Below are 24,569 nucleotides of genomic sequence, written 5' to 3' on the forward strand. Positions count from 1 at the left end.
GAGCCATGAACAGCCCGACCTCCCCGGCCGTCACCACGCTCACCAGCAGCGTCAACGGCCTGCTCAGCAACACCCACCTCATCCACGCGCCCGACGGCATCATCGTGATAGACCCGCCGATGCTCCTCTCGGACGCGCGAGCCGTCCGCGACCACATACGCGACCTCGGGGCCCCGCTGGTAGCCATCATTTACACCCACCCGCACCCCGACCATGTGAACGGCGGTACGGAGATCCGCGGCGACCTCGAGGTCCCGGTGTACGCCACACCTGGGACCGACCGGGTCAGCAGGGAGATCGACGGTCCGAAGCGGGAGTTCTGGACCCCGATGTTCCCCGACGACTACCCGCCGGTCACCACGTTCGCGACCGACCTGGTCAAGGGCGGTGAGCGGGTGACGATCGGCGGCCTGAGCTTCGCGGTCCTCGACATCGGTGCCGGCGAGTGTGCCACCGGGGCCCTGTGGATCACCGGTGATGACGCCTTCGTCGGCGACCTGGCGTACTCGAACGTCCACCCCTGGCTCTTTGAGGCCCGCACCCACGCCTGGCTCCGCCAGCTCGACAGCGCCGGACCCGTGCTGACGGGCAAGCGCCTGCACGTCGGGCACGGCCCCGCGGGCGGTGTCGAGCTGCTCGCCGAGCAGGCGCGCTATATCCGGGTCTACCAGGACACCGTCCGCCAGCTCTCGGGCGGACGGCCCAGCCTCGACGAGCGGGGCAAGGCCGACCTGCTGCGCAGCATGGACCAGTTCTGGCCGGGCGCACCGTTGAGCAACCTCGTGATCATGAGCGCGGACCCGGTGGCGGCCGAACTCGCCCGATCGGCCGAGCTGCCCTCCTGACCGCGAGCGAGTCGGGCCGGAGGCGAGTCGGATCAGGGGCTGCGGCGTGAGGTGCTTCACGAAAGAGGATGAAAGGCGACGAGGCTGGGTACGCGCGGCATGATCACCGATTGAAACATCGATGCGATCGGTACATATAGGGCGAAAAGCATCGCTGGAGAGGAGGCGACATGTCGTCGAAGCGACGTCGCAAGAAGAAGGCCCGTCGCAAGAACGGAGCCAACCACGGTAGCCGCCCCCAGTCCTGACCGGAGGCGCTCCACCGGGTGACCCCGATGGGATGCTGAAGGCCCACCCCCAGTGATGCTGCTGGGAGTGGGCCTTCTCGCGTGGGCCCGGATGTACAGACCTCGCCGGTTCCGGTGGGGACGCTGTCGGGAGGCCCTGAGCTTCGCCTGACCCCCGCGTCAGAGCGGAAGGGGCCGCCGCGGCCCATCGAGGTTCCACTCGGTCGTCATGGCCTGGTCCAGACCATGACGACCGAGTAGCGCGGCCGCTCCCAGAGACCCTGTCAGGGCGAGTTGACTCGGCGCGCGATGCCGTCCGGAGAGCGTCGGCCACCGGGGCAAACCTTGCGTACATCAAGGTCATCTTATCGAGTTAACGCCAATGGCTCTCAGGGCCGATCGGGCGCGGCGGCCGTTAGTGTTCCCGGGGATCTGGACGGATTCCTGGATGTTTGCCCTCCCTCCTTTCCTCTTTCCCGGTGACACGTACGCCCGCCGCACGCCCGGCCACCGCCCTTATGAAGGAGAGCTCGCCCGATGACAGTTGATACCGGTCAGGACGCACAGCTGGAGCCGCCGCGGCAGTCCAGCCTGAGTACGGCGGCTGCCCGCAACCTCGCCACCACGACCAAGTCGGCCCCGCAGATGCAGGGGATCACCTCTCGCTGGCTGCTGCGGACGCTCCCCTGGGTGGAGGTCAACGGTGGCACGTACCGGGTGAACCGACGGCTGAGTTACACCGTCGGCGACGGTCGCGTCGAGTTCGTCCAGGACGGTGCCAACGTCCGGGTGATCCCCCGCGAGCTCGGTGAACTCGCCCTGCTGCGTGGCTTCGAGGACGTGGAGGTGCTGACCGCGATCGCGGACCGGTGCGTCCAGCGGGACTTCCGGGCCGGTGACACCTTGGTCCAGCGTGGCGCACCCGCCGATCAGTTCCATCTGATCGCCCATGGCCGTATCGGTCAGACCTCCGTCGGCAAGTACGGCGATGAGACCGGCGTCGCCGTACTTGGAGACGGCGACAGGTTCGGTGAGAACGCCCTGTTGGACGAGGACGCCCACTGGGATTACACCGCCACCGCCGAGACCTCGGGCACCCTGCTCACCCTGTCCCGCGCGGACTTCGCCGCCGTGGTGTCGTCGGCACCGGGCCTCCAGGCCCATATCCAGCAGTTCGACGCGCTTCTCCGTCAGCGGCAGAACCGCCGTGGCGAGGCCGAGATCGCCATGTCGGCCGGGCACACCGGCGAACCCGAGCTGCCCGGCACATTCGTGGACTACGAGCTGAAGCCGCGCGAGTACGAACTCTCCGTCGCGCAGACCATTCTGCGGATCCACACCCGGGTCGCCGATCTCTACAACGAGCCGATGAACCAGACCGAGGAGCAACTGCGGCTCGTCATCGAGGCGTTGCGCGAGCGCCAGGAACACGAGCTGGTGAACAACCGGGAGTTCGGTCTGCTCCACAACGCCGACTTCAAGCAGCGCATCCAGACCCACTCCGGCCCGCCCACCCCGGACGACCTCGACGAACTGCTCTGCCGCCGCCGCGGCTCCAAGTTCTTCCTCGCCCATCCCAAGGCGATCGCGGCGATCGGGCGCGAGTTCAACTCCCGTGGTCTCTACCCGACCCATGTCGACCTCGGCGGACAGCAGGTCCCGGCCTGGCGCGGGGTCCCGATCCTGCCCTGCAACAAGATCCCGATCACCAAGGAGAACACCAGCTCGATCCTGGTCATGCGCACCGGGGAGGACAACCAGGGCGTCGTCGGTCTGCGCCAGACCGGTATTCCGGAGGAGTACGAACCGGGTCTGTCGGTGCGCTTCATGGGCATCGACGAAAGGTCGATCATCTCCTATCTCGTCTCCACCTACTACTCCGCCGCGATCCTGGTGCCGGACGCGCTCGGCGTGCTGGAGAACGTGCAGATCGCCCGCAGCCACGGTTAGCGGACCGGCGCAGCCCGGCGGCTACGTCAGCCCGGCCCGCCTCCGGGCCCGGCCGAGCACGTCCGGGCTCCGGGACAGCCACCCACCCCACCGAGGAGCCATGGATGCCCGCCCCTGAGCTTTCCCCTCCGCAGTCGGGCCTGCCCGCGGCCGCTTCGCCCACCGGGGCGCACGTCCTCACCGAGGCCGCCGCCCGCGCCCGCGTCGCTCGTGCCCGCGATATCAAGGCCGCCACCGGCGCCCGAACCGACGCGGCTGCCCTGCCCGCCCCGCCTGCCGCCGACATGCCTGCCCTGCCCGCCACGCCACCCGCCGATGTCCCTGCCGCCGGGGCGCGGACACCCGGTGCCGGGCTGGCACGGATCCTGCGTGGCCCCAGCGGTCTGGGCACGGCGAGCCTGCGCCTGGTCCGGTACGAGCAGCCACCGACACCGCTGGAACCACCCGCGGCTCCGGCGGAAGGCAACCCGATCCCGGGCCTCTACTACCACCCGGTGCCGGAGCCCGACCCGGTGCGAGTGGAGGAGGTCAGCCAAAGGATCAAGACCTGGGCGTTGGACGAGGTCGATCTGTACCCCGGGGACTGGGAGGACCAGTTCGACGGCTTCTCGGTGGGGCGCTATATGGTCGCCTGCCATCCGGACGCGCCCACCGTCGACCATCTGATGCTCGCCACCCGCCTGATGGTGGCCGAGAACGCGGTGGACGACTGCTACTGCGAGGACCACGGAGGCTCGCCCATCGGCCTCGGCGAGCGCCTTCTGCTGGCGCACACCGCCCTCGACCCCCTGCACACCACGGAGGAGTACCAGCCGCGGTGGGCGGAGTCGCTCCACGCGGACGCGCCTCGACGCGCCTACCGCTCCGCCATGGAGTACTTCCTCCAGGTGGCCAGCCCCTCCCAGGCCGACCGGTTCCGGCACGATATGGCCCGGCTGCACATGGGGTATCTCGCCGAGGCCGCCTGGGCACAGGCGGACCACGTCCCCGAGGTGTGGGAATACCTGGCGATGCGCCAGTTCAACAACTTCCGTCCGTGCCCCACCATCACCGACACCGTCGGCGGTTATGAACTCCCGGCCGATCTGCACGCGCAGCACGCCATGCAGCGGGTCATCGCGCTCGCCGGGAACGCCACCACCATCGTGAACGACCTGTACTCGTACACCAAGGAACTCGCCAGCCCCGGCCGGCATCTGAATCTGCCGGTGGTGATCGCCGAACGTGAGGGCCTCTCCGACCGCGAGGCGTATCTGAAGGCGGTCGAGGTCCACAACGACCTCATGCGCGACTTCGAATCCGCGGCCGCGGCCGTGGCCGCCGCCTGTCCCGTCCCGAGTGTGCAGCGCTTTCTGCGGGGCGTGGCCGTATGGGTCGACGGCAACCACTACTGGCACCAGACCAACACCTTCCGCTACAGCCTGCCCGACTTCTGGTAAGAGAAATGGACTTATCCATGACCAGCACCGAGCTCACCAGCAACGCCGCCACCGCCGCCGGCACCTCCGTGTTCATCCCGGCCCCGGCGACGCCCTACCAGGGGGACATCGCCCGCTACTGGGATGGCGAGGCCAGGCCCGTGAATCTGCGTCTCGGCGATGTCGACGGCCTTTACCACCACCACTACGGAATCGGCGACGTCGACCACACCGCCCTCGGCGACCCCGACGAAAGCACCTATGAGAAGAAGCTGATCGCCGAACTCCACCGGCTGGAGTCGGCACAGGCCGAACTCCTCCTGGACCACCTCGGACCCATTGAGCGCGACGACACGCTCGTGGACGCCGGATGCGGCCGCGGCGGCTCGATGGTCATGGCCCACCAGCGCTTCGGATGCGGCGTCGAGGGCGTCACCCTCTCGGCCAAGCAGGCCGAATTCGCCAACCAGCGTGCCCACGAACTCGGTATCGCGGACCACGTCCACGCCCGCGTCTGCAATATGCTCGGTACGCCCTTCGAGACCGGGCGGGCCGCGGCCTCGTGGAACAACGAGTCGAGCATGTACGTCGATCTGCACGACCTCTTCGCCGAGCACTCGCGCATCCTCGCGGTCGGCGGCCGCTATGTGACCATCACCGGCTGCTGGAACCCGCGTTATGGCCAGCCCTCGAAGTATGTCTCCCAGATCAACGCGCACTTCGAGTGCAACATCCACTCCCGCCGGGAGTATCTGCGCGCGATGGCCGACAATCGCCTCGTACCGCAGGCCGTTGTCGACCTCACCCCCGCGACCCTGCCCTACTGGGAGTTGCGGGCCACGTCCTCGCTGGTCACCGGCATTGAAGAAGCGTTCATCAACTCCTACAAGGACGGCTCCTTCCAGTACCTCCTGATCGCGGCGGACCGCGTCTGACCGCGCGCGATCGACGGCCCCCGGCGGGGGTCCGGGGGCCGTCGATCGGCGGGGCCTGGCCGACAGGTCCTGTTGTGGACCTCGGAGTCGGTCAGCCCTGGGTGAGCTCCAGATCCCCGTCGGGGATCCAGGAGCCGTGAAGTCCGGCGTTCACCCGCTGCGGCAGATGGACGGTGGCGACGCGGTCGAGGCCGGAGGCGTCGAGGACCAGCAGCTGCGAGGCGTCCTGCTTGAGGTCGGAGATGACCGTCAGGAGGTAGCCGTCGTCTTCGCCGCTGGCTCCGGCCGCCGGGACGAACACCGCTTCGCTGGGCATACGGGCGTCGCCGACCTGGTGGATTCGGCGGGCGCCTGTGGTGCGGTCGTACTTGACGACGCCGTAGCCGCCGAAGCCCTTCTCATCGGGGAAGGAGATGGCGTACTGGTAGCGGTTCTCGGCGCCCAGGTAGTCCTCGTTGAGGGTCGGGAACTCCACCGCGAGATCGTCGATGATCTGCTCGTCGACGGTACCGGCGGCCATGTCGACCACCCAGCGGCGGGTGTAGGAGCGTGCGACGGGCTCCGTACCGCGCCCGGGAGCGCCGATCCACCAGTTCCAGGAGAGGTGGAATCCCTCACGGTCCACGGTGGGGCCTTCCAGGACGATACGGCCCTGGCCGTCCTCGTAGGCGTTGGAGACATGCAGCATATTGCCCGGCTCGATGGAGAACCAGCGGATGTGGCGGTCGCCGTCGTCGCCGCGCGGCATGATGCCGATACGGGAGAGCTGCTGGTCGCTCCAGCCGTAGGGGATGCCGGAGTGGTCGGCCGGGTCGAAGGTGACATTGCCCTCGACGAAGACCACGTGGTGGCGGGTGAGCGCGAAGTCGTGCTTGAGCGAGGCGGTCGCTCCCGGGATCTCGGCGCTGTGGACGATCTCGCCCTTGGCGTCGGAGACGTAGTACGTCAGGAACGGCGGGAAGGGCGAGGAGCCGAAGAAGTGCAGCTCCCCCGTGAGCGGATCCTCCTTGGGGTGCGCGGTCATCGCGGTGCGCAGCTTGCCGCGGAAGTCGTAGGCGCCGACCGTCTCCAGTTCCGGGGTGAGTTCGAAGGGAAGGTTCGCCTCGCAGAGGGCGAGCAGGCGCCCGGCGTGTTCGATGACATGGGTACCGGCGGCGCTGGCGGTCAGATCGGGTCCGCGCTCGGTCATATAGGGGGCGCCGTCGAGTGCGGGGGTGCGCACCCAGCGGTTGCGATACCACTCCGCCCGGCCCTCACGCAGCCGGATCCCGTGGAGCATGCCACTGCCCTTGAACCAGTGCGTCGGGGTGACACCGGGCTTGGGGTTGTGGCCGTTGCGGATCAGCCGACCGGTCAGCTCGGGAGGCAGCGTGCCCTCCACGGTCAGATCGGTGGCGGTGACCTCGTCCGCGACGGGGGTGAAGTGACCCTTCAGATACGGCTTCTCAGCGGCCATGGCAGGAACCTCGTTTCGGTGGATGTGACGCTGTGAGGGTGTGACGCGAGATCAGGAGGACTGTTCGGCACGGGCCTTGAGATGGACGAGCCAGCTCTCCAGGGAGTCATGGAGACCCTTGGCCAGCTCGTCGATCTCGGCCTCGACCGGGGCGCCGCTCCAGGATTCCTCGGTGCGGACGGTGACCTGGCCGCCGTTCTGCTCGAAGGTCCATACGTGGACACCGGTGATGCCGGCGACGTCGCCGCCCCATACGATCCGCTCCCCGGGAACCAGCTCGTACACGGTGGAGGTGATGTTCAGGCCGTGTGTGAGCCAGCTGAACGAGGCACCGGGCAGCAGCGGGCCGTTGCACTCGGTCCGGTCGATGTCCGCGTTCCAGCTGGGCCAGGCCGCGATATCGGTGTGCAGCTCCCACACCGTCGTGAGCGGGGCGTCGATCACGGTGTCCAGTCGGACGATCACGGGGGCGGACTCGTCGATGGTGGCCATGGCTGTGTCTCTTCTCATGAGGGGCATCTGGCTGATCTATCGGTTCGGGACGTTCTGGGGCTTCAGGGGGCTCAGGGGTTTCGGGTGAGGGGCGGGCCGGACGTCGGTCGGGTCGCGCCTGTCGCCACCCGCGGCCCGGTGCGCCGGACGAGGAACAGTGCGAGGAGTGCGGTGGCGGCCAGGACCGCGGCCGAGACCGTGAAGGCGGCGCGGTAGCCGTCGGTGAGCGCCTCCAGGTGCGACTGGTCTCCCCCGGCATGTGTGGTGACGGAGCCGGCCAGGGTCGCCAGGGCGGCGAGGCCGATCGCGCCCCCGACCTGGCGGGTGGTGTTCACCAGGCCACCGGCCAGCCCCGCGTCCTGTGGCGGGACACCGTCCACGGCGAGCGCGGTGAGCTGGACGAAGGCGATGCTCAGACCGAGCCCGACCACGATGCTGGGGCCGAGGATGTCCACGGAATAGCTGCCGTGGGCGCTCATCCGGGACAGCCACAGCAGGCCCACGGCCTCGGTGAACAGGGCGGCCGTCACCGTCGCGGTGGCGCCGATGCGCCGGGCGACGCGGGGCGCCAGGGCCGCGCCGAGCATATTGGCCGCGGCGAGCGGGAGTTGCCCCGCCCCGGTGGCCAGCGGGTCCGAGCCGAGCACCTGTTGCTGGTAGAGCGGCAGGAAGAAGAACAGCGCGATCCACACCGACCCCAGCAGTGCCATCAGCAGATTGCCCGCGGCGACCCGGCCTGTGGTGAACAGGCGCGGTGGCAGCAGCGCGTTCGGTCGGCGAAGCTCGATCACGGCGAAGGCCACGAGCAGCGCGGCGGCGCCGACGAGGGCGCCGAGCACCCGGGGGTCCTGCCAGCCCGCGCCGCGTGCGGTGGTCAGCCCCCAGACCAGGCAGGTCAGGGCGAGGGTCACGGTGACGGTGCCCAGCAGGTCGAACCGCCCGGTCTCCCGCCCACCCCGCTCTCCGGCCGCCCGTGGCACGAGCGCCATGACGGCCACCAGGACCAGCAGCGACCCGAGCGCCACCGAGTGGAAGATCCAGGGCCAGCCCCACGCCTGGGTGAGGACACCGCCCAGCAGGACGCCGCCCGCCCCTCCCGCGCCGGAGACCGCACCCCATACCCCCAGTGCTCTCCCCCGCCCGGGGCCGGCCGGGAAAAGCCCCATCGCCAGGGCGAGCGCGGCCGGGGCGATGGCCGCGGCACCGAAACCCTGAACGGCACGTGCCGCGATCAGCACGCTCGCGGAGGTGGCCAGCCCCGCCGTCAGCGAGGCCACCGCGAACAGCGCGAGGCCCAGGACCAGTACCCGACGGCGGCCCAGGAGATCGGCCGCCCGGCCACCCGCCAGCAGCAGCGCCCCGAAGGCCAGGCCGTAGGCGTTGACCACCCAGGTGGTCCCGCCGTCCGACAAACCCACTCCGTCGCGGATCTGCGGCAGCGCCACGTTCACGATCGACGTGGCGAGCATGACGGTGAACTGAGCCGCGGCCAGCGCCGCCAGCGCGACTCCCGGCCGGGGAGCCTGAGCCGCCGTCTGATCCGTCTGCGTACGTGCAACGTTCATGCCGCACAGACTCGTTTCGGATGGTGTCCACTTTCCAGACCGGACAGACGCGATGACTGTCCACGCCTGTCCACGCCTGTCCACGCCTGTCCACGCCTGTCCATTCGGTTACTCCGAGGGCGTGCCCTCTCCCGGCGCGTTGGCGGCCGTTGATGGCCCACACCCCGCCCGGCCACCACACCCCCTAGCCGGTGGCTTCCGTTTCCCCTCGCGGACCGCCGTGCAGCTCCCGATGCCACAGCGCCTCGCAGAGCAGGTCCAGACCCTGGCGCAGATGGCGCCGGTAGGTGCCGTACGGCAGGCTCAGACGGCGGGCGGCGGCCTCCTGGGTGGGAGCTCCGGAGAAGTAGCCCGCCGTCAGGGCCTCACGGGCGCGCACACCGCGCGGCTCGCGGGCGAGGTCGTCGACGGCCCCGCGCAGCAGGGCACGCAGCTCTTCGACGGGGTCAGTGAGGTCGGCCGCGAGACGGGCGCGCATCAGCGCGCAGGCGGCGAAGGCGCCCGCGTCCCGCCAGTGCGACATGGCCTCGCGTATGGCCTGGTCGAATACCGCGCGCGAGAAGCCCGACGGCCCGGACGGGGCCGGAACGTCGGTGGCGGTGATGAGGTGGCGCAGCCAGGTCTCGACGGGCACTTGGCGCCAGTCGTTGCTGAACAGCCCGTAGGTGTGCGCGCCGACCCGCGGGCGCGCACCGGTGTCGTGCATCACGCCCTTGAAGCGCTCGGCCCAGGCATCGGCGTCCCGGTAGACGACGAAGCCGTGCGCGCGGCCGCGGGCACGGGCGGCTTCCGCCTGCGCCCGGGAGTTGCTCAGGTCGATGACCCGCGAGGGGAGCTGGTAGCGCTCCGGATAGACGGAGAAACGGGTCATGCCGATGTGCTCACCGGGGCTCACCGAGGTGGTGGCCTCGGTGTGCGCCCAAGCGGCCGCGACGATGGGGTCGGTGGCCAGGTCCTGGGGGTCGGGCGGAGCCGGCAGGACGATCCGGGCCGTGAACGCCACGGGGCGGCCGGTGGCGACGCAGCGGAAGACGCTGAACCCCTTCGCCTGGCGCTGGATCCAGTAGCGCACCAGATCCGCGGACTCGGCTCCCTCGGCCTCCTCGGCCATCCGCAGCACGACATCGATGTCAGCCGAGTGCAGGGCGCGTTCGTGCACCTCGGTCTCGCCGGACCACGCACGCAGTCGCGCCAGGCTCTCCAACTCGCGGAAGAGGTAGAAGATTTCGTCGGTGACCACCCAGACGCGCTCCTCGGGGGCCTCGCGCAGCAGCCGCAGATACTCCTCGGCCAGCCGCTGGCGCATCGTGGTGAAGGCATGGGGCGCTCGCCAGCGCAGGTCGGCGGCGAGGGTCTCGCGTGCGGCGTCGTGCGGGTGCAGCCCCCGGTAGGTGGATTCGATGAAGGGCAGGTCCCTCAGCCAGCCGAACAGCAGAGGGGCGTCCTCCTCGGGCAGGACCGCGCCGAGCAGCTCCTCGGAGGTCGAATGCGCCTGTGCCACCACCTCCAGGGCGCGGCGGTGGGCCGCCGACGGCACCTCGCCGATCAGCCCCGCGAGCAGGGTCCGCAGAACGTCGGCCGAGGGCGCCCAGGTCTCCTCGCCGCTCCAGCCCGTGGCCCCCGCGGCGGCCGCCAGGGACAGCGCCAGCGGATTCCCCCCGGCGAAACGGAGCACTCGCTCCCGCAGCACGGCCGGGATCCGTGCCTCGGCCAGGAGGCTCCGGGCCTGCTCATCGGAGAACGGCTCCAGTTCACGGACGGACAAGACCCCGGCCCAGGCCGGATCGGCGGTCCACTGCGGCTGCGGCGCGAGCCGGCCGGCCAGGACCACCAGGGTGTCGTCCGCGGCGCGGGGCAGGAAACGCTGCCACAGCCAGCTCTCCAGCCACTGGCAGTGCTCGAAGGAGTCGATGAACAGGACCGTGCCCGCGACGTCCAGCAGGGGACCGGCCGCACGCTCGAAATCGGCGGGGTCCCGGCTGACGAAGCGACCGTCCAGCTCGAGGAGCAACCGACCCGCCGTCCGGGCCTCGTCCGCCAGACACCGCAGCAGCGAGGACTTCCCGATACCGCCCGGCCCGTACAGATAGAACGCGAACGGCGCCTGCGGATCACCGGCCAACGCCTCGCCGAAACAGCCGAGTTCCTCCTCCCGGCCGATGAAGGCACGTTCCCGCGCCCTGCTCAGTCTCTCTCCCACGGACGCCATGTCCGCCTCTCCTCCCAGGTCCGAGCGCCGAGCGGACGTGCCCGGAGATCCGCTCCCTACAGAACCGCTCAGCTCTCCCTCGCGGCGGGTGCCGCTGTCTTCCTCCGGGTGGCGTTGTTGTGACCCGGCCGGTGGCCGAGGGGCCGCGGCGCACCTCGGCTGAGTCGGTGTGCCACGGACGGCAGCGCGAGGAGGAAACCGAGCGCCGCGGCCAGTACGTGCCCTACGGCGGTGAAGTCGGGCAGCGGCCCGGGCCACTCCGCTCCGGCGATGGGCCAGGCGATCAGGAAGACCGCCCACGGAATCCGGGCCCATCGCGGCATCGCCACCGTGCTGGCGGCCATCACGGTCTGGGCGCCGTAGCTGATGCCGTAGTCGAGCGTGTGGCGGACCTCGTCGGGATACCAGCCCTGTCGCAGCGCCAGGATGATGACACCGGCGGTGAGCAGCGTGGTGGCGATATGCGCGGTGAAGAACACCACGAACGCCCGTAGCGCGCCCCATCGCCGCTCGGCCCAGCTCAGGCAGCAGCAGACGCCGAATCCCAGGGTGATGACGGTGGCGGGGAAGAGCAGCGAGGTGATGTCGGTCAGCGTGCCGTCGAAGAAGAGCGCGCTGCCGAGCAGCGCGACCGCCGGATGGTCGGCCAGGTTGTCCAGATCGGTGCTGACGTAGCCCAGCAGGGTCTGGGCGCGATCCTCCGTCAGGACCCAGGTGACCCAGGCATGGGTGAGCAGCAGGAGGCAGACGTATCCGAAGGTGACCGGCGAGCGGCTCGGGTACGCCCGGACGGCATCGAGCGGGCGTCCGCGCATCAGTGGGTGCCGAGCTGAGCGGTGATCTCCGAGGAGAAGGAGCTGACACGGGTGTAGAGGCCGGGGTGGCCCGGCTTGCCGCAGCCGACACCCCAGGAGGTGATACCGGCGAGGACTCCGTCGACCACCAGCGGGGTGCCGCTGTCGTAGTCGCAGGTGTCGACACCGCCGCGGTCGAAGTTGCCCGCGCAGGTGTACTGGTGGGGGTCGTACGCGTCGTCGTAGGAGCCCGCGCTCGCGCAGGAGGAGTCGGCGGTCACCGGGACGGTCGCGGTGCGCAGCACTCCACCGTCGAGGCCACCGGACGAGGTGGCGCCCCAGCCGAGGATCCGGGCGGTCCGGCCGGGTCGGTAGAGGTCTTCGGCGCCCGGTTCGGCGAGGGGCAGGGCCGGGGCCTTGATCGGCGACTTGAGGGTGAGGACGGCGACGTCATTGCGGTAGCCGGTCTCGCCCTGGTAGGTGAAGGTGGAGTAGTCCGGGTGGCGCCAGACGCGGGCGACGCCCACCTTGGTACCGGCCGTGGACACCATGCGGTCGCGCCCGGAGACCACCTGGAGCAGCCCTGGGACCTTCATGAAGGCGTCCACACAGTGCCCTGCGGTGAGGACCTTGGTCGGGGCGACCAGCGTGCCGCCGCAGAAGGAGAACGGAACGAGCGCGGGCTTCACCGCGACGGCCCAGGGGTAGTCGGCCGCCCGGGCGGGCTGCCCGCCCTGGATCGCGGCGGCCGGACCGGCGGCGCCGAACAGCGTGGCGCACACCAGGGCGGTGGCGGAAAGCGTTCTGACAGCGCGCTTCCGTATGGCGGTGGTCCTCACCAGATTCTCCTTGCATGCACTGAACTTCACCGAGTCTCTTCGCCCTTCCGGTTGGCGAAGGGCGTACCGAGTATCTACGGCGTTGACGGGGCGACACCGGCCGCAACCGGTGCCAACCGCCCAACTCTGGGTGTTTTTACAGTTCTCGGTGAAGTGGCGAACCTGATCCCTCAATCGCCCATACCGCCCCCCGGGGGCTCAGGTGGCGGTCGCGGCCGCCGCCGCCCGGCCCGCCTGGCGGCCGGAGAACAGACAGCCGCCGAGGAAGGTGCCCTCCAGGGAGCGGTAGCCATGGACGCCGCCGCCGCCGAAGCCCGCCACTTCCCCGGCCGCGTACAGTCCGGGGACCGGTTCACCGGAGGCGTTCAGGACACGGCCGGAGAGGTCGGTCTGGAGGCCGCCGAGGGTTTTTCGGGTGAGGATGTTGAGGCGGACGGCGATCAGCGGACCGGCACCGGAGTCCAGGATCCGGTGGGCGGAGGCCGTACGGCTGATCGCGTCCCCGGGGTAGGCCAGGGCGTTGCGGATGCCCATGACCTGCACGTCCTTGGTGTAGGGGTTGGCGATCTCCCGGTCCCGGGCCTCGATCCGGCGGGTGAGGTCGTCCAGCTTGATCAGGTTGTCACCGGTGAGCTTGTTCATCCCCCGGACGAGCTCCGACAGGCTCGTCGCGACGACGAAGTCCACTCCCTGCTTGGTGAACTTCTCGATCGGCTCCGGGGTCTGCCAGATACGGGAGAGCAGCTTCCAGATGTTCTTCTCCGTGAGATCCGGGTTCTGCTCGGATCCGGAGAGCGCGAACTCCTTCGCGAGGATCTTGTGAGTAGTGACGAACCAGGAGTAGTCATAGCCGGTGTCGGTGATCGACTTCAGAGTGTGCAGAGTGTCGTAGCCGGGGATGTCGGGTGAGTCGAAGCGTTTGCCGGTGGCGTCGAACCACATGGACGACGGGCCGGGCAGAATCCGAATGCCGTGGCCGGGCCAGATCGGGTCGTAGTTGCGCAGCCCCTCGGTGTAGTGCCACATCCGGTCGGGGTTGACGATCCGCCCGCCCGCCTTCTCGGTGATCGCGAGCATCCGCCCGTCGACGTGTGCCGGGACCCCGGTGACCATGAACTTCGGCGGGGTGCCCAGCCGGGCGGGCCAGTTCCGCCGGATGAGGTCGTGGTCGGCTCCGATACCGCCGGAGGTGACGATCACGACCGGGGCGCGGAGTTCGAACTCCCCGACGACCTTGCGGGAACTGGGCTTGCCGCGCTGCGCGTTGCTCGGCTCCAGGACCGCGCCGCGTACACCGGAGACCCGGCCGCCGGTGGTCACGATGTCATCGACCCGGTGCCGGAACGTGAAGGTGACCTTGCCGTCCGCCTGGGCGGCCCGCACCTTCTTCTCGAACGGCTCGACGACGGCCGGACCGGTACCCCAGGTGACGTGGAAGCGGGGCACCGAGTTGCCGTGTCCGTCCGCGAGCCCGCCGCCGCGCTCGGCCCAGCCGACGATCGGAAACCACTGCACACCCAGCCCGGCGAGCCAGGACCGCTTCTCACCGGAGGCGAAGTCCACATACGCCTCGGCCCACTTGTACCCCCAGTGGTCCTGGCCGGAGGGGTCGTCGACACTCCGGTCGAACCCGGCCGTGCCCAGCCAGTCCTGCCAGGCGAGCTCCTGGGAGTCCTTGATGCCCATCAGCCGCTGTTCGTCGGAGTTCACGAGGAACAGACCGCCGAAGGACCAGAACGCCTGCCCTCCCAGGTTGGTCTCCGGTTCCTGGTCCAGCAGCAGCACCTTCCGTCCCGCCGCGGCCAGTTCGGCCACGGCCACCAGCCCGGCGAGCCCGTGGCCGACGACGATGGCGTCCGCGTCCTGCGACTCGGCGGCGAAGGCGGGCACGGCCTGGGCCAGGGTCGCCGCGGCGAGGGCGCCGCCGGTCACGGTCAGGGCGTGGCGGCGGGTGAGACCGGCCGGGACTGACGTGTTCTGCATGGGGGCTCGCCTTCCGGGACATGGGGGCATGCGGAGGGAGGGGCGGGGGGGCGCGTGGAGCCCCTGCGACGGCAGGGTGTTACCGAAGGTAGCCCAGGAGGCTTGTCGCGACCAGAGTGCCGCACGCCGAAAACCCCCGGACGGTCGATCCATCCAGGGGTTCCGTCTGACGGCCGGTCGAACCGGTCAGTCGGGCACCGGCGGAACGGCCGAGCACGCCAGGGCGTGGCCGGTCCTGGCCGCCTGCTTGACCATCCGCACCAGGTCCTCGCGCAGCCCCCCGTACTGCTCCCGCCACACCTGCGCCCTGACGTACACGTTGGTGGCGTTGTCGTTGCCCGTGTTCTTGGTGCAGGCGACGTTGAGGCCGGCGGCGTCCTGGGAGGACCAGCTCTTGTCGTAGCCGGGGATGCCCTTGGTCTTGCCGTGCCCCGGGCCCGTGCCCGCCCGACGGGGCTCGTTCACCGAGTTGAGCTGCTCGACATCGACATCGAGCACCTCCTTGCCGTCCACGGTGATGTTGCAATGGGAGTTGACCGAGAGTTTCCGGTAGGTCATCCGCTGCTCGCCGCCCGCGTTACGGGATACGGGGACGACCCTGTCCAGCAGCGACGAGGGCACCCCCCGCAGGACCGTGGGGCAGGTGTCTCCCAGCACCTCGGAGAACTTCTTCGGGTGCTTTCCTTCCTCGCGTCCGACGAGTACGCCGCCCAGCGCCCCCGCCGCGGCCAGGGCCACGGCGAGGACGGCGAGCAGGGTGATGCGGAGGGGGCGGTTCATGTGCATGCGTTCCCTTAGCGCCCTACGGCCAATTGCTTTACTTGCTCGATGGAGGTGAGGAAGGGCGCCGTGGACCCGACCCGGGAGTATCCCTGGCTGAAGCCCTCGGCGGAGTACAGCTTCGCCCAGCTTTCCGAGACGTCGATGCCGTGCTCCTTCCCGATGGCCTTCAGTATCGCCTCGTTCTGCCGCACATCACGCCCGGCCATCTCGTCGTAGACCGCACCGGCCTTGTCCGCCGCCGGGGCGGACTTGTTGCTGTCCCAGTTGTTGGCGTCCTGGTCGCTGAGGGCGGCGCCCTCGGCCCCGATGATCAGGCTCGCGGTGACCGCGGCCCCGATGGGATGCGCGGCGAAGGGCTTCAGCATGCTGGCACCCGTCGCCACGCTGCCGAACGCGGTGTTGCCCCACAGACGGTTGCTGAGCGTGGCGCTGTCGTACTCCTTGTCCTCCCGGACCGCCGGGCCGATGATGCCCTCCTGGGCGCCGGTGGCCAGCGTGCCCGCGGTCTCTCCCGATGTCTTGAGGACCTCGTGCACGATGTCCCGCGCGGGTGCGTGGTACCTCTGATCCGCCGGGACGTCCCCGCCCAGGTGGTGATCGAGCACCTGGGCGGTGTAGAGCTTCTGCCCGGCGGTGATCGCCGCGTTCGCGTCGGGGTCCTGCCCCAACTGCACGAGGAACTTCGTGACATCGCGGTGTTCCAGATCGGCCTGCGCCCCGGACATGGGGAACAGCTTGTCGTCACCCTCCCCGTCCGTCATGGCCCGGAAGAAGTCCGGTACGTACTCAGCCGCGGCGTTACCCAGGCCCTGCTGCATGCCCAGGGCCAGCGGGATGTCCGCTTTCCCGCCCTCCTCGACCGTCCCCATGCCCTTGATGAGCTTGGACATGAGGTCCGCCTGGTCCTTGGTGTGCTCCGCCGGGAGGTTCGCGGGTGCGTCCCAGTCGTGACCGGTGGTCGCCGAGCCCAGCGCGTGGCCGAGGGCCACCCGGGGACCGGAGGGCACCTGGTCACCGAGGTCGGCGCCGCCGCTGTCCGGCAGCCAGGTGCGCTCCCGGAGCACATAGTCGAAGTGCTCCTTGTCCTTGAAGAAGTCCATGGACGCGTCGCCGTTGTGGCCCAGCGCCTCGAAGTATCCGGTGAAGGGGTCCTCGCCCTTGTCGTTCTTCCCGCCGAAGTTGAGGAAGTCCGGCGGATGCAGTCCGTAGGCGAGCCACTTCCGGTGCGTCTGCTCGTCCTCGCGTCCACCAGGTGCGTCGAAGGGCTTCTTGTCCACCTCGACGAGTGTGTCGCCGTACTCGTTCAGGAACTGCCTGTCCCACTTCCCGGTGCGCATCAGATTGCTCATCACCTGGAAGCCGTACGGTGGATCGGCGTAGTAGGTCTGGTGCCCACCGGGCATCCGCTGATAGCCGAGGTCGATGACGTCCTTCTTCCACTTCGTCATCTCCGGCGAGTCGGAATGGCTGGCGAGGCCCAGGGTGATGCCCAGGTTGTCCTGGAGCGCCGCGAGCTGCTTCGTCACCGCGTCCGGGCGTTCCTTGGTCTTGCCCGTCAGACCGTCCTCGTAGTCCGGCTTGGCCGCGTTGTACCAGAAGTCCATAATCCACTTCGCGCCCTTGTTGGTGGCGAACTGCTCGGCGAAGTCGGAATTCCGGGCGTTCTTGGCGAGGAGGCCGTTGAACTCGGCCAGGGCCTTCGGGTTCTTCTTGAAGTCCCCCTTGCTCGCCAGGTCCATCAGGCGGTCGACGTCCTTCTTGGTCTCGGCGTCGACGTCCTTGAGGTGTGCCGCGATGTCGTCGTTGAAACCCTTGCCCGGCGGGTCGATCTGGAGAGCCGTTTGCAGATCGTGGTCCGCGTCGCTCGCGCTGCGGATGGCCTCACGAATCTTGTTGTTGTAGTAGACAATTGACTCGTGGTAGGCCTTCTGGAGCCCCGCGATGTTCTCCACCTCGGGCGGCGGGTCGAGATAGACGACGCCATCCTTCTTGTTGACCTTCAGATAGACCTTGCCGTCGCCGCCCTCCGGCGGGGTGCTCACCGCGGTCTCGACGCCCTGGAGGGCCTTCTTCGCGGACTCGAACGCCTTGAGCGCCTCGGACATCACGGTGCCGATCTTCTTGGCCTGACCGGATGCCTCCGTCATCTGGTGCCGGACGCTGCGGAACCTGGTGAACGCCGCTTCCGCGGTCTCGCCGAACCAGCCGGATGTCTCCAGCGGGGACGAAACGGAACGGGTGAACGTATCGGTGACGGTGTCGATCTTGCCCGGGAGCGCCTGCCATTTTGTCACCGCCTCGCGGAGTGGTTCGAGGTTGGCCTCGCGCACCGCCGTGTAGGTGAGATCAGGAGTGGTCATCGGTGCCCTCCCTAGGACTTGGGCTCGTCGGTGGGCGGGAGCGTCGGCACATAGGGGCCGTACAGGGGCTTGTGGGTGTTCTGCGAGCCTTCGTCCTGCGGTACGTAGGGCCCGTACACCTTGCCCAGGTCCACCCTGCGCCTGATGTCCGTCGCCTTGAAGCTCGTGGCGGCGGTACGGAGCGCCTGGGCGACCCCGTCGTAGAGGCCGTCCAGGTACTTCATCTGCGCACGCCACGTCTTCTGGAAGTCCGCGAACGCCTCGTCGCTCGCGAAACCCTGCATGGAGCCGGACACCTGCTCGGTCTCCCGCATCGTCTCGTTGTCCGTCTTCGCGAAGTCGTCGCTCACCTTGTCGGCGCGACCCGCGTAGGAGCGCAGCACCTGCGGAGAGACCTGAAGGGTCTTCCCACCGTCCGCTCCGCCGTCGCCTGCCCCGTCGAGCCGCATGGAAGTGCTCTGCTGCGAGCGCGCGTCGCTGACCAGGCCCGCCCATTCCTGTTCGAATGACAAAATATTCCCCCCAAATCGTCAGTGAACATCAGCGGATGGTTGATGAATCTACAAGAGGACGGGAGCAGACGTCTCTCGTCAATGGTGAAGATCATGCGAGCGAAGCGGAGACCGTGCCCGGCACCGACGTCCGTACGGCACCCTGAAGACATGAACCCCCAGCGATCCGTGCGCCTCTCGAAGTACCTCGCCAGACATCTGCGGCACGCGCCGGAGCGCATCGGGATCACTCTGGACGCTCAGGGCTGGGTGTCCGTGGAGGAGCTGATGGCCGCGGCCGCGCACCATGGATTCCCCTTCTCGCGTGCGGAGTTGGAGGCCGTGGTGGCCGACAACGACAAGCAGCGCTACACCATCGAGGCCGACCGGATCCGCGCCAACCAGGGCCATTCGGTTCCGGTGGACCTCGCGCTGCCACCGGCCGTTCCACCCGCGTTTCTCTTCCATGGGACGGGGGCCCGCAACGTCTCCGTCATCAGGCGGGAGGGACTGCGGCCCATGACACGGCATGCCGTCCACCTCTCGCCGGACCGCGCCACCGCGACCCGGGTGGGCGCCCGGCGCGGCACGCCGGTGGTCCTGACCGTGGACGCGGCGGCGATGCACCGGGCCGGTCATGGCTTCCAGGTCAGCGCCAACGGCGTGTGGCTCACCGCCGCTGTGCCGACCGCGTTCCTGCGCTTCCCGGGCTGAACGGTTCCGATGGGAATGGCCCGTTGCCGCACGCACGAGAAGAAGGGGATGGGCCCAGGCCGGCCCATCCCCTTCTCATGCGCTTCGTGCGCCTCGTGTGCTTAGTGCGTCGTTACTGGCGCGTGGTCAGGAGCGAGCCCGGACCGACCCACTGGGAGCCCGTGCTCGGGCGCGAACCGACGACGTCGATGGTCCGGCCCGAGACCGAGATGCTGGACGCCGCATACGGCGTGGCGCCGTCGGCGGGCAGTTTCATCGACACCCACTGTCCGCCGGAGTAGCGGAACGCGGTGCTGGTCTCTCTCGTCTTCCGCTCCAGGACGACGGGGCCGCCCTCACTCATCGCGACCTCGACCAGCTCCCTGACCCCGTTCGGCAGCGGGACGTCGACCCACTTCCTGCCGTCGTAGCGCAGCGCCAGCGCCTGTCGCGAGCCACTGGACGTCTGGGTCGTACCCACGGCCCACATCTGCCCGTCCGGCCCGCGGACGATGTCATTCAGCCTCGCGCGCGTGGCACCGAGCCCAGGAACGGCGACCTTGCTCCAGCGTGCTCCGTCGTAATGCAACACCACCGGCTTCTCGGGCTGGGCGAAGCCCGTGCCGCCCACGGCCCACACCTCGTCGGCGGCGACCGCGGTGACGGTTTGCAGATACCACGGGGAGTTCCTGCCCCCCGCGCCGACGTCCGGCAGCTTCTGCGCCTTCCAGTGGGTGCCGTCCCAGTGCTGGAGCGTTCCGGCGTATATGCGGCGGCCTCCGGCCTGTACCTCCGTCCATCCCGCTGCCCAGGCATTCTTGGGTGCCAGGGTGTCGACGGACGTGAACCCGGCCCCCACGGTCCCCCGGGGCACCGGAGCGGCAGCGGACTTCCACGCCCTGCCGTTCCAGCGCTGTGTCACCACACCACCGGCTTCCCCGGTGTAGTCACCGACCACCATGCCGTTGCGCGGCGAAGAGGCATCGACACTGTTGAATCGGAGGTCGTCACCCCGGGGCACGGGCGCCGTCTTCACCCGCTTCCAGCCGGAGCCCTTGCGTTCGTCGCGCTCCCACAGAGTGGGCACCATCTCGGCGTTTTCGTCGCCCGGTGGGATGAACCGCGCCCCCGCCACCCATGTGGTCCGCGCTTCGGGCCGGGTGGTGGCGAGGAGCGTGGCGTCGCTCGGCGTCACCCGTGACTCGGTCCACCCGGCGGCGTGCGGCGAGAACTCGGACGGGGCGGATCCGGTCGCGGAGGCGGCGGCCAGGGCCGGCGTCATACTCGCGGCCAGCGTGAGCGCGGAACACGCCACCACCGCACCGCGGACACCGCGGGTCCCTCGGGTACTGATCGGCTTTCTCACCTTGCTGCCTTTCACGTAGACGTCAGCGGCCGCGCCGTGCGTTTCTCTCCCCACCAGGGGCGCCACGGCGCGACCGCTCCGCCATTCCAGCGGCTGTACGGTTGTTCGGCAGCCCCCTTCCGAACCGCCGAACAATCGTGAAAACGCCGGTGGTTGGGGTGCGGCGGGGTGCGGGACCACACAACGGGGACCAAGAGGAGAACGGGTGGGCCGTCGAGAGAGGCCGGTGGACCCGAGCGCGGGTCCGGTTCAGCGTTTCGCGTACGAGCTGCGCAAGCTGCGCCAGGAGGCCGGAGGGCCGACCTACCGGGCGATGGCGCAGCGGGCGCGGTACTCGGTCACGGCCCTGTCCCAGGCGGCGGCGGGCGAGCAACTGCCCTCGCTGCCGGTGGCGCTGGCGTATGTCGAGGTCTGCGGCGGGGACCGGACGGAGTGGGAGGCGCGCTGGCGGGAAGTGGCGGCGGAGACGGCCGCCGGGGAACGGGCCGAGGACGACGGCACCACCGATCCGCCCTACCGCGGTCTGGCCCGCTTCGAACCCGGCGATCACGAAGGCTTCTTCGGCCGGGACAGGCTCGTCGCGGACGTCGTGGAGCTTGCGCGGAGCAACCGGTTCACCGCCGTGTTCGGCCCCTCCGGAAGCGGCAAGTCCTCGCTTCTGCGGGCGGGTCTGATTCCCGCGCTCCAGAACCCCGGGAACAGTGGCGGTGCCTTGTCGGGGCCACCCCCACCCGCCGTGATCCGGATCCTGACACCGGGTGAGCACCCGGCCCGCACCCACCGCGGGGCGCTGACCGCGAAGGCGGCGGACGGCGACACCTGGCTGATCATCGACCAGTTCGAGGAGGTGTTCACCCTCTGCCACGACCCGGCGGAGCGACGGGAGTTCATCGACGCGCTGCTCGCCGCGCGCACACCGGAGAGTCGGCTGCGCGTGGTCATCGCCGTCCGCGCCGACTTCTTCGGCCGTTGCGCGGGACACCGCGGGCTGACCGCCGCGCTGCGCGGCGCCACGCTGCTCGTCGGCCCGATGGGACCGGCCGAGCTGCGCGAGGCGATCGTGAAACCGGCCGCCGCGGCGGGCCTGATCGTGGAGCGGTCGCTGACCGCCCGGATCGTGGCCGAGGTCGCCGACGAACCGGGCGGTCTGCCGCTGATGTCCCACGCTCTGCTGGAGACCTGGCGCCGTCGGCGCGGACGGACACTGACGGAAGTGGCGTACGAATCCGTGGGCGGTGTGCACGGCGCGATCGCCGCGACGGCCGAGCGGGTGCACGGCGAACTGTCCGCGGACCAGGCGGAGCTGGCCCGCCGGATCCTGCTGCGGCTGATCACGCCGGGCGAGGGCGCACAGGACACCAGGCGTCCGGTGGACCGGGCGGAGCTGGAGGCGGCCGGGACACCGGGGGACGCGTCGGACGACCCGTCGGTGGACACGTCGGTGGTGCTGGAGCGCCTGGTCCGGGCCCGTCTGGTGACGGCGGACGACGGGGTGGTGGACCTCGCCCACGAGGCGCTGATCACCGCCTGGCCGCGGCTGCGCGGCTGGATCGAGGAGGACCGCGGACGGCTGCGTGTCCACCGGAAGCTGACGGAGGCCGCGCGGGCGTGGCAGGGGCTGCACCGGGATCCTGGCGCGCTGTACCGCGGGGCGCGGCTGGCGGAGGCGGAGGAGGCGTTGGGCCCGGACCGGGAGCGGGCCGCCCTCACCTCCCTGGAGCGGGAGTTCCTCACCGCGAGCAGCGGCGGGCGGCGGCGCGAGCGCCGCCGGGTCCGGGCCGTGGTCGGCACACTGTCCCTGCTGCTCGTCCTGGCGATGGTGGCGGGCGTGGCGGCCTGGCAGCAGAACCGCGAGGGCGACCGGCGCCGCGCGGAGGCCACCTCCCGCCGGGTCGCGTCGATCGCGGAGAGCATGCGCTCCGCCGACCCGGTGACGGCGCTGCGGCTGAGCGCCGCCGCATGGCGGATCAGTCACACGGACGAGGCGCGGGCGGCGCTGCTGGGTGCGGTGACGCAGCAGGAGCAGGACGCCTTCACCGTGCCGGGCACGGACGTCCAAGGGGACGAGTACTTCAGCGCGGACGGGCGGACGCTGGTGCGGGTCACGGAAAGCCGGGCACTGCGCTGGGATGTGGTCGGCCACCGCCGGACCGGCGGACTTCGCCTGGCCGATGGCGAGCAGGTGGCGGGCCTGTCCCCGGACGGGCGGCGGTTGCTGGTGGCGGCGGGCGGTCGGTTGACGGCCCGTGACCTCGGCACCGGGAAGCCGGTCGGCCCGCGCCTCACCGGCGTCTCGGCGGACACCTTCGACTTCGCGTACGCCCCGAGCGGGCGCTCGGTGATCCTCGACGGGGACCACTCGGTCCGGCTGTGGGATATGCGGCGCGGGCACCTTGTGTTCCAGCGCGGGGGCAAGGAGGTCTTCCAGCCGGTCGTCAGTCCGGACGACCGGCTCATGACCCTGTGCGTGGGGAGCTCCCTGGAGCTCTGGGACCTCGCCGCGCGCCGTCAGGTGCGCCCGCCCCGCGCGGCGGCGCTGTCCCGCGCCGGCTGCGGCACCGGCACGGGCCCCGACAGCGGCAGGGCGTGGGAGTTCGATCCGCGGGGCCGCAGGCTGGCGGTCGGCAGAAAGCATCTGGTCATCTGGGATCTGAAGTCCGGGAAGACGGTGCGGATTCCGCACGTCGACACGCCGGACAGCGTCCGATTCAGCCGGGACGGACGGTTCGTCTCCACGGTGGGCGACCAGCGGCTCACGCTCTGGCGGATCTCCGCGGACTCCGCCGAGGCGGTCTACTCGCACCGGCCGCTCGACGGGCACGACTTGGACCACTGGCTGGATCTGGACCGGGGGGTGATCCGGGACAAGGTGGGGATCGTCGACGGCACCGGTGCCGTGCGGACGCTGTTCGTGGGCAATGCCACTGCCTCCCCCCGGCGCCGGGAACCAGCCCGGAAGGCCGCGTTCAGCCCCGACGGGCGGCTGGTCGTCACGGCTCGCCTCCACGGCGATCAGATGCGGTTCGAGACACGGTCCACCGACGGTGGCGGCCGGGCGGCCCCGCTGCCGCCCGTCGACTGCGGAACGGTCGGCCGGCCACTGGGGAAGCGCACCTGCTGGGCGCACCTGGCGTTCAGCGGCGACGGGCGGACCCTGGCCTACGGGGTCGGCGCGCAGCGGGTGCGCGACGCCCCTGAGGACCGGGAAGGGCCCGAGGCGTACCCGGAGCGGATCACGGTGTGGGATCTGCGGGAGCACCGCAAGCGTACGGAGCTGGTGCTCGCGCCGGACACCGAGCGGACGGCGAGCGCCGATGCCATCGCACTGAGCCCGGACGGTTCCTCCCTCTTCGCCCTCCGCCAGCACGACGAAGCCGCGCTGGAGCAGTGGGACGCGCGGCGCCGCACAAAGGCGGCGCGGCGTCCCCGGAAGACCCCCAGCACCATCAGCTCCTGGTCGGTCCCTCCGGCCGGCGCCATGGCGATGCGCCCCGACGGGCGAGAGCTGGCCACCACGCACGGGATCGGTTTCACCCTGCCCTCGGCCCACCAGGCCCCGGGCACCACCGGGCAGCTCGGCGCCCGGGCGCTCGCCTACAGCCCCGACGGCGAACGGCTCGCCCTGGGCGGCCACTCCGACCAGGTGACCGTGTACGACCGTAGCCGGAGGCGCGCTCTGGGCTCGTTCTCCGGAACGTACTCGGACCAGGTCCGGGAGGGTGAGCCAGTGGCCGCCCTGGCCTTCTCGCACGACGGCGCGACGCTGGCCGTGGCGGGCACGAAGGGGACGGTCCGGCTGTGGGACGCCGCCTCGGGGCGCCCGCTGGGGACCACGTTCACCACCGCTGCCGATCCCGCCCTGGCGGTCGCGTTCAGCTCCGACGACCGGACGCTGCTCGTGGCCGGGGCCCGAACCCCCCTCAGGACCTACCCCGTCGACCCCGTCCGCGTCACCGCCGCCGTCTGCGAACGCGCGGGCGGCGGCCTGTCGCGCGCCGACTGGGCCACGTACATCCCGGAGGTCCCGTACCGCGATATCTGCTGACCCGCTACCCGAAGCACACGCGGCCCCGCCTCTCCGCGGGCATCTGACGTTGCGTCCCGATACCATCGCGGCAGTTGTCCAGGTCAACAGAGTTGATCGCGTACGAGAGACGGGCCGC

Annotated in this window: 17 protein-coding genes; 6 read left to right on the forward strand and 11 right to left on the reverse strand. The window is 70.2% G+C overall.

All coding sequences use genetic code 11. From position 1 onward, the window contains the following. Window positions 1-5 precede the first annotated feature (5 nt). The 4 genes from AB0C66_RS14595 to AB0C66_RS14610 all read left to right on the forward strand — a co-directional run bounded on the left by AB0C66_RS14595 (window position 6) and on the right by AB0C66_RS14610 (window position 5,375). Complete coding sequence (locus AB0C66_RS14595) at window positions 6-845, forward strand: MBL fold metallo-hydrolase (RefSeq protein ID WP_362437173.1); 840 nt, start codon at window positions 6-8, stop codon at window positions 843-845. 764 nt (window positions 846-1,609) lie between these two features. Further along, window positions 1,610-3,022, forward strand: coding sequence for a family 2B encapsulin nanocompartment shell protein (locus tag AB0C66_RS14600; RefSeq protein ID WP_362437175.1), 1,413 nt, complete (start codon window positions 1,610-1,612; stop codon window positions 3,020-3,022). 104 nt (window positions 3,023-3,126) lie between these two features. Continuing rightward, complete coding sequence (locus AB0C66_RS14605) at window positions 3,127-4,461, forward strand: family 2 encapsulin nanocompartment cargo protein terpene cyclase (RefSeq protein WP_362437177.1); 1,335 nt, start codon at window positions 3,127-3,129, stop codon at window positions 4,459-4,461. Window positions 4,462-4,478: 17 nt separating this feature from the next. After that, window positions 4,479-5,375, forward strand: a complete 897-nt coding sequence (locus AB0C66_RS14610; protein ID WP_362437179.1) for a geranyl diphosphate 2-C-methyltransferase — start codon at window positions 4,479-4,481, stop codon at window positions 5,373-5,375. A gap of 91 nt (window positions 5,376-5,466) precedes the next feature. On the opposite strand, the gene AB0C66_RS14615 is transcribed toward AB0C66_RS14610, so the two are convergent. From AB0C66_RS14615 to AB0C66_RS14660, 10 genes are all read right to left on the reverse strand, one after another. After that, window positions 5,467-6,831 carry a carotenoid oxygenase family protein gene (locus AB0C66_RS14615; protein WP_362437181.1) on the reverse strand — a complete coding sequence of 455 codons (1,365 nt, stop codon included), beginning with the start codon at window positions 6,829-6,831 and terminating at the stop codon, window positions 5,467-5,469. A gap of 51 nt (window positions 6,832-6,882) precedes the next feature. Next, complete coding sequence (locus AB0C66_RS14620) at window positions 6,883-7,323, reverse strand: SRPBCC family protein (protein ID WP_362437183.1); 441 nt, start codon at window positions 7,321-7,323, stop codon at window positions 6,883-6,885. A gap of 71 nt (window positions 7,324-7,394) precedes the next feature. Then, a complete protein-coding gene (locus AB0C66_RS14625; protein WP_362437185.1) occupies window positions 7,395-8,888 on the reverse strand; it encodes an MFS transporter in 1,494 nt (497 codons plus the stop codon). A 184-nt stretch (window positions 8,889-9,072) separates the two neighbouring features. After that, entirely contained in the window at window positions 9,073-11,097 is a 2,025-nt protein-coding gene (locus AB0C66_RS14630; protein WP_362437187.1) for an ATP-binding protein, read from the reverse strand. A gap of 68 nt (window positions 11,098-11,165) precedes the next feature. Then, on the reverse strand, window positions 11,166-11,912 hold the full coding sequence (locus tag AB0C66_RS14635; RefSeq protein WP_362437189.1) for a rhomboid-like protein: 747 nt from the start codon (window positions 11,910-11,912) through the stop codon (window positions 11,166-11,168). Further along, window positions 11,912-12,730, reverse strand: a complete 819-nt coding sequence (locus AB0C66_RS14640) for a serine protease (protein WP_362437191.1) — start codon at window positions 12,728-12,730, stop codon at window positions 11,912-11,914. Before AB0C66_RS14640 ends, AB0C66_RS14635 begins: the two co-directional genes overlap by 1 nt. A 198-nt stretch (window positions 12,731-12,928) precedes the next feature. After that, window positions 12,929-14,713, reverse strand: coding sequence for an FAD-binding dehydrogenase (locus AB0C66_RS14645; protein ID WP_362437193.1), 1,785 nt, complete (start codon window positions 14,711-14,713; stop codon window positions 12,929-12,931). Between the two features lie 186 nt (window positions 14,714-14,899). Beyond that, on the reverse strand, window positions 14,900-15,493 hold the full coding sequence (locus AB0C66_RS14650; RefSeq protein ID WP_362437195.1) for a hypothetical protein: 594 nt from the start codon (window positions 15,491-15,493) through the stop codon (window positions 14,900-14,902). Window positions 15,494-15,507: 14 nt separating this feature from the next. Beyond that, on the reverse strand, window positions 15,508-17,856 hold the full coding sequence (locus tag AB0C66_RS14655) for a hypothetical protein (RefSeq protein ID WP_362437197.1): 2,349 nt from the start codon (window positions 17,854-17,856) through the stop codon (window positions 15,508-15,510). Window positions 17,857-17,867: 11 nt separating this feature from the next. After that, on the reverse strand, window positions 17,868-18,368 hold the full coding sequence (locus AB0C66_RS14660; RefSeq protein ID WP_362437199.1) for a WXG100 family type VII secretion target: 501 nt from the start codon (window positions 18,366-18,368) through the stop codon (window positions 17,868-17,870). Between the two features lie 150 nt (window positions 18,369-18,518). On the opposite strand from AB0C66_RS14660, the gene AB0C66_RS14665 reads away from it, so the two are divergent. After that, window positions 18,519-19,061 (forward strand): RNA 2'-phosphotransferase, encoded by a 543-nt coding sequence (locus AB0C66_RS14665; RefSeq protein WP_362437201.1) that lies wholly within the window; start codon window positions 18,519-18,521, stop codon window positions 19,059-19,061. Window positions 19,062-19,173: 112 nt separating this feature from the next. Here AB0C66_RS14665 and AB0C66_RS14670 read toward each other — a convergent pair whose 3' ends face one another. Continuing rightward, complete coding sequence (locus tag AB0C66_RS14670) at window positions 19,174-20,322, reverse strand: hypothetical protein (protein ID WP_362437202.1); 1,149 nt, start codon at window positions 20,320-20,322, stop codon at window positions 19,174-19,176. Between the two features lie 289 nt (window positions 20,323-20,611). Between AB0C66_RS14670 and AB0C66_RS14675 the strand changes: the two genes are divergently transcribed. Further along, window positions 20,612-24,451 carry a DNA-binding protein gene (locus tag AB0C66_RS14675; protein WP_362437204.1) on the forward strand — a complete coding sequence of 1,280 codons (3,840 nt, stop codon included), beginning with the start codon at window positions 20,612-20,614 and terminating at the stop codon, window positions 24,449-24,451. The last annotated feature ends 118 nt before the right edge of the window (window positions 24,452-24,569 follow it).

Origin of the sequence: Streptomyces sp. NPDC048636 (assembly GCF_040650655.1) — a bacterium.
In the GTDB taxonomy this organism is placed as follows: Bacteria; Actinomycetota; Actinomycetes; order Streptomycetales; family Streptomycetaceae; genus Streptomyces.

Bases quoted from the DNA above. Each gene is read 5' to 3' on its own strand.
- AB0C66_RS14610 (WP_362437179.1), top strand. From the start codon at position 4,479: ATGACCAGCACCGAGCTCACCAGCAACGCCGCCACCGCCGCCGGCACC.
- AB0C66_RS14605 (WP_362437177.1), top strand. From the start codon at position 3,127: ATGCCCGCCCCTGAGCTTTCCCCTCCGCAGTCGGGCCTGCCCGCGGCC.
- AB0C66_RS14670 (WP_362437202.1), bottom strand. From the start codon at position 20,322: ATGACGCCGGCCCTGGCCGCCGCCTCCGCGACCGGATCCGCCCCGTCC.
- AB0C66_RS14625 (WP_362437185.1), bottom strand. From the start codon at position 8,888: ATGAACGTTGCACGTACGCAGACGGATCAGACGGCGGCTCAGGCTCCC.
- AB0C66_RS14645 (WP_362437193.1), bottom strand. From the start codon at position 14,713: ATGCAGAACACGTCAGTCCCGGCCGGTCTCACCCGCCGCCACGCCCTG.
- AB0C66_RS14635 (WP_362437189.1), bottom strand. From the start codon at position 11,912: ATGCGCGGACGCCCGCTCGATGCCGTCCGGGCGTACCCGAGCCGCTCG.
- AB0C66_RS14615 (WP_362437181.1), bottom strand. From the start codon at position 6,831: ATGGCCGCTGAGAAGCCGTATCTGAAGGGTCACTTCACCCCCGTCGCG.
- AB0C66_RS14595 (WP_362437173.1), top strand. From the start codon at position 6: ATGAACAGCCCGACCTCCCCGGCCGTCACCACGCTCACCAGCAGCGTC.
- AB0C66_RS14600 (WP_362437175.1), top strand. From the start codon at position 1,610: ATGACAGTTGATACCGGTCAGGACGCACAGCTGGAGCCGCCGCGGCAG.
- AB0C66_RS14665 (WP_362437201.1), top strand. From the start codon at position 18,519: ATGAACCCCCAGCGATCCGTGCGCCTCTCGAAGTACCTCGCCAGACAT.
- AB0C66_RS14620 (WP_362437183.1), bottom strand. From the start codon at position 7,323: ATGGCCACCATCGACGAGTCCGCCCCCGTGATCGTCCGACTGGACACC.
- AB0C66_RS14650 (WP_362437195.1), bottom strand. From the start codon at position 15,493: ATGAACCGCCCCCTCCGCATCACCCTGCTCGCCGTCCTCGCCGTGGCC.
- AB0C66_RS14655 (WP_362437197.1), bottom strand. From the start codon at position 17,856: ATGACCACTCCTGATCTCACCTACACGGCGGTGCGCGAGGCCAACCTC.
- AB0C66_RS14630 (WP_362437187.1), bottom strand. From the start codon at position 11,097: ATGGCGTCCGTGGGAGAGAGACTGAGCAGGGCGCGGGAACGTGCCTTC.